General features: G+C 65.2%; 3 protein-coding genes and 1 pseudogene. 3 read left to right on the top strand and 1 reads right to left on the bottom strand.

The genetic code is table 11. From position 1 onward, the window contains the following. Nucleotides 1–272 precede the first annotated feature (272 nt). The gene (gene xylA / locus Q0D75_RS20860; protein WP_291057788.1) at nt 273–1,463 is read right to left on the bottom strand and encodes a xylose isomerase; all 1,191 of its coding nucleotides are present in this window, start codon (nt 1,461–1,463) and stop codon (nt 273–275) included. Nucleotides 1,464–1,752: 289 nt separating this feature from the next. Between xylA and chvE the strand changes: the two genes are divergently transcribed. The 3 genes and pseudogenes from chvE to Q0D75_RS20845 all read left to right on the top strand — a co-directional run. Next, nucleotides 1,753–2,877, top strand: a complete 1,125-nt coding sequence (gene chvE, locus Q0D75_RS20855) for a multiple monosaccharide ABC transporter substrate-binding protein (protein ID WP_291057786.1) — start codon at nt 1,753–1,755, stop codon at nt 2,875–2,877. A gap of 120 nt (nt 2,878–2,997) precedes the next feature. Next, nucleotides 2,998–4,527: a multiple monosaccharide ABC transporter ATP-binding protein gene (gene mmsA / locus Q0D75_RS20850; protein WP_291057784.1), complete on the top strand. Its 1,530-nt coding sequence runs from the start codon at nt 2,998–3,000 to the stop codon at nt 4,525–4,527. 5 nt (nt 4,528–4,532) lie between these two features. Further along, nucleotides 4,533–4,923, top strand: a pseudogene (locus tag Q0D75_RS20845) (sugar ABC transporter permease); the annotation flags it as partial.

The following is a 4,923-nucleotide window of genomic DNA, read 5'->3' as shown; positions in this document are numbered from 1 at the left end:
CCCCCCCCCCCCCGACCTCCGTTGCGGTTGGAACCCGCAAACACGAATGCCTCCGCCCACAGAGGGCGGAGGCATTCAATAGGTCTGCAGTTTTCGACCGAACACGAGTCCTGAGCATCGTCTCGTATCAGGCCCTACTCGGTGAGCGTGTGGCCAAGGGATGCGACCGCAGGCCGCGTCCCTTGACCGCGCGCTCACATGTCGCGGCTCGCCGGGCAGGGACCGGCGAGCCCCGGGAGCGCCGAGCGAAGCCCGGCGCCCCCGGCAACTAACTACCGAGCGCCGGTCAGGTGCTCGAGAGCCAGCTGCTGCAGGCGCACGAAGCCGAAGCCCTTGCCGTTGAAGTAGGCGTCGGAGTCGAAGTCCTCGTAGGAGGCGCGGTCGGCGATCAGGTCGTCGTACGACTCGCCCGGGTTCAGGGTGGGCTCCGAGAGCTCGGGCACGCGCGAGGCGGCGAGCGCCTCCTGCACCTCGGGGTCGGCGCGGAAGGCCGCGGCGCGCTCCTTCAGCAGTAGGTAGGTGCGCATGTTCGCGGCGGCCGAGTCCCAGACGCCGGTCTCGTCTTCGGTGCGCGAGGGCTTGTAGTCGAAGTGACGGGGGCCGTCGTAGGTCGGTCCGCCGTTGGGGCCGCCGTTCTCCAACAGGTCGACGAGGGCGAAGGCGTTCTGCAGGTCGCCGTGACCGAACACGAGGTCCTGGTCGTACTTGATGCCGCGCTGGCCGTTGAGGTCGATGTGGTAGAGCTTGCCCTGGTAAAGCGCCTGGGCGATGCCGGCCGCGAAGTTCAGGCCCGCCATCTGCTCGTGGCCGACCTCGGGGTTCACACCCACGAGCTCGGGGCGCTCGAGGGTCTCGATGAAGGCGAGCGCGTGGCCGAGGGTCGGCAGCAGGATGTCGCCGCGGGGCTCGTTGGGCTTGGGCTCGATGGCGAAGCGGATGTCGTAGCCCTTGTCGGTGACGTAGTCGCCGAGCAGGTTGACGGCCTCGCGGTAGCGCTCGAGAGCGGCGCGGATGTCTTTCGCCGCGTCGTACTCGGCGCCCTCACGGCCGCCCCACATCACGAAGGTCTTGGCGCCGAGCTCGGCGGCCAGGTCGATGTTGCGGATGACCTTGCGCAGCGCGAAGCGGCGCACGGCGCGGTCGTTCGAGGTGAAGCCGCCGTCTTTGAACACGGGAGCCGAGAACAGGTTGGTGGTGACCATCGGCACGATGACGCCGGTGTCGGCCAGTGCGCCCTTCAGGCGGTCGATCTGGGTCTGGCGCTCGGCATCCGTCGAACCGAAGGCGAACAGGTCGTCGTCGTGGAAGGTGAGGCCGTAGGCGCCCAGCTCGGCGAGCTTCTCGACGCCGTGCACGACGTCCAGCGGGGCTCGGGTGGGGCCACCGAAGGGGTCGGCTCCGTTGTAGCCGATGGTCCACAAGCCGAATGAGAACTTGTCTTCGCGGGTGGGGGTCAACGACATCAGGGTGCTCCAGTTCAACGTCTTTGTAGAGTCGCTCGCCGATGCGGCGACGGGAAAAGTTACTGCCCCCAACATATTGCCCGCTTTGGATGGTGTCAAAGCAGCCCACCCACATCCTCAGGTCACGAATTGGCAACAAACGCCAACGCTGGCAGCAATTCTTTGCGTTGGGCCTATCGCTGTTATATGTTTCGGAGGTCAACAAAGATGCACCAAGAGTTGACCATTACAAGGGAGTAATAGCGTTCCGCTAGATCCCCCTTCCAAAGATGAAAGGGACTGACATCACATGTCAATGACGAAGAAACTGATGGCTCTGGCCGTCGTCGGCGGCCTCGCAGCCAGCCTGGCCGCCTGCAGCTCGGGCTCCTCCTCCACCGGCGGCAGCACCGATGGAGCCACGGTCGCCGACTGCAACGTCGGCATCTCGATGCCGACCCGCTCGCTCGAGCGCTGGATCAACGACGGTGAAGGCCTGCAGAAGCAGCTCACCGACGCCGGCTGCACCGTCGACCTGCAGTACGCAGACAACAAGACCGAGCAGCAGATCTCGCAGATCCAGAACCAGGTCGCCGGCGGCTCCAAGATCCTCGTGGTCGCGGCCATCGACGGTGAGACCCTCGGCCCGGTGCTCGCCGACGCCAAGAAGCAGGACATCACGGTCATCGCCTACGACCGCCTGATCAACGGCACCGACGACGTCGACTACTACGCGACCTTCGACAACTACAAGGTGGGCCAGCTCCAGGGCCAGTTCATCGAAGAGCAGCTGGGCCTGAAAGACGGCAAGGGTCCGTTCAACTTCGAGCCCTTCGCCGGCAGCCCCGACGACAACAACGCCGGCTTCTTCTTCCACGGCGCCTGGGACGTTCTCGAGCCCTACGTGAAGAGCGGCCAGCTGGTCATCCCTTCGGGCAAGAACCCCGAGGGTGAAGACGGCTGGAAGTCGATCGGTATCCTCGGCTGGGGTTCGGATGACGCACAGGCCGAGATGGACAACCGCCTGAGCTCGTTCTACTCCGGTGGCCAGAAGGTTCAGGTCGTCCTCTCCCCCAACGACAGCCTGGCCCTCGGTATCGAGGCCTCGCTGAAGTCGGCCGGCTACACCGCCGGTGCGGACTACCCCGTCATCACCGGTCAGGACGCCGACAAGGCCAACGTCAAGGCCATCCTCGACGGCACCCAGTCGATGACCGTCTGGAAGGACACCCGCGAGCTCGGCAAGCGCGTCTTCGAGATGATCCAGTCGATCTCGGCCGGTGAAGAGGTCGAGGTCAACGACACCGAGACGTACGACAACGGCAACAAGGTCGTCCCGTCCTACCTCCTCGACCCGGTGGTCGTGGTCAAGGACGACGTGCAGTCGACGCTGATCGACTCCGGATTCCTCAAGGCATCCGACGTCGGACTCTAAGTAGCACCACGGTCGGCGGCGGCCTCCTCCGGGGGCCGCCGCCGATCATCCTTGTTCCACCTGTTCCACAAGCACCACCCGCACCACCCCACACCCACCCGAAAGAGAGCGACGCGACACATGAGCAACGCGATTCTGTGGATGCGGGACATCACCAAGGACTTCAACGGTGTGAAGGCGCTCGACGGCGTCTCGATCGTCGTGGAGCGCGGTGAGGTCCACGCCATCTGCGGTGAGAACGGCGCCGGCAAGTCGACCCTGATGAAGGTTCTGAGCGGCGTCTACCCGCACGGCTCCTTCGGCGGCACCATCGAGTTCGAGGGCCACCCGACGGCGTACAAGACCATCAACGACTCCGAGCACGACGGCATCGTGATCATCCACCAGGAGCTCGCCCTGAGCCCCTACCTGTCGATCGCCGAGAACATCTTCCTCGGCAACGAGAACGCCACCCGCGGCGTGATCGACTGGAACAAGACCAACCGCGAAGCGGCCACCCTGCTCGCCCGCGTGGGCCTGAACGAGAACCCGGCCACGCCGGTGCTCGAGCTCGGCGTCGGCAAGCAGCAGCTGGTCGAGATCGCGAAGGCGCTCTCCAAGCGCGTGAAGCTGCTCATCCTCGACGAGCCCACCGCGGCCCTGAACGACGACGACTCCGATCACCTGCTGACCCTGATCAACCACCTGCGCGAGCAGGGCATCACCTGCATCATCATCAGCCACAAGCTGAAGGAGATCCGCAAGATCGCCGACACCGTCACGATCATCCGCGACGGCAAGACGATCGAGTCCTTCAGCATGAAGGAAGAGGATGCCACCGAGGGCCGCATCATCCGCTCGATGGTGGGCCGGTCGCTCGACAACCAGTTCCCGCCGCGCACGCCCGACATCGGCGAAGAATACTTCCGGGTCGAGAACTGGACCGCGTACCACCCCGTCGACACCGAACGGAAGGTCGTCGACGACGCCTCCTTCACCGTCAAGGCGGGCGAGATCGTGGGCTTCGCCGGTCTCATGGGAGCCGGACGCACCGAGCTCGCGATGAGCATCTTCGGGCGCTCGTACGGCATCAACATCTCCGGCAAGGTCTTCAAGGCCGGCAAGGAGATCCACACCCGCACGGTCAGCGAGGCGATCCAGAACGGACTCGCCTACGCCACCGAGGACCGCAAGAAGTACGGCCTCAACCTGATCGGCGACATCGCCGAGAACATCTCGGCGGCAGGGCTGGACAAGCTCGCCAAGGCCGGGGTGGTCGATCGCAACCGGGAGACCAAGGTGGCCGAGGAGTATCGGGCCTCGATGAACATCAAGACCCCCTCCGTCTCGGCCATCGTCGGCAAGCTCTCCGGTGGAAACCAGCAGAAGGTCGTGCTCTCCAAGTGGATGTTCACCGGGCCGGACGTGCTGATCCTGGATGAACCCACCCGCGGCATCGACGTCGGCGCCAAGTACGAGATCTACGGCATCATCAACGAACTGGCGGCCCAGGGCAAGGCGGTCATCGTGATCTCCTCCGAACTCCCCGAGCTGCTCGGCCTCGCCGACCGCATCTACACCATCTCCGAAGGCCGGATCACGGGCGAGGTCGCCCGCGAAGACGCCACGCAAGAAACTCTCATGCACTACATGACCGCGGGAAGGGACTGACCCGAATGAGCAACATCGCCACGGAAGCGCCGACGGAGCCCTCGGGCCCCGCACCTGTCGTCTCCCCCAAGAGGCAGCGGGTCGACCTGCGCCAGTACGGCATCCTCGCCGCCCTGGCCATCATCATCCTGCTGTTCGAGATCCTGACCGGCGGGCGCCTCCTGATGCCCGGCAACGTCAACAACCTCATCCAGCAGAACTCCTACGTGCTGATCCTCGCGATCGGCATGGTGATCGTCATCATCGCCGGCCACATCGACCTGTCGGTGGGATCGGTCGTGGCGCTCGTCGGCGCCGTCGCGGCCCTCGCGATGAACAGCTGGGGCATGCCCTGGTGGGCCGCCGTCATCCTCTCGCTCGTGGTGGGTGCCGTGATCGGCGCCTGGCAGGGCTTCT

Origin of the sequence: Herbiconiux sp., assembly GCF_023264855.1 — a bacterium.
In the GTDB taxonomy this organism is placed as follows: Bacteria; Actinomycetota; Actinomycetes; order Actinomycetales; family Microbacteriaceae; genus Herbiconiux.
This window is presented reverse-complemented; position numbering and strand designations above follow the sequence as displayed.

Coding starts and splice junctions, on each gene's coding strand:
- xylA (WP_291057788.1), bottom strand. CDS start 1,463: ATGTCGTTGACCCCCACCCGCGAAGACAAGTTCTCATTCGGCTTGTGG.
- chvE (WP_291057786.1), top strand. CDS start 1,753: ATGTCAATGACGAAGAAACTGATGGCTCTGGCCGTCGTCGGCGGCCTC.
- mmsA (WP_291057784.1), top strand. CDS start 2,998: ATGAGCAACGCGATTCTGTGGATGCGGGACATCACCAAGGACTTCAAC.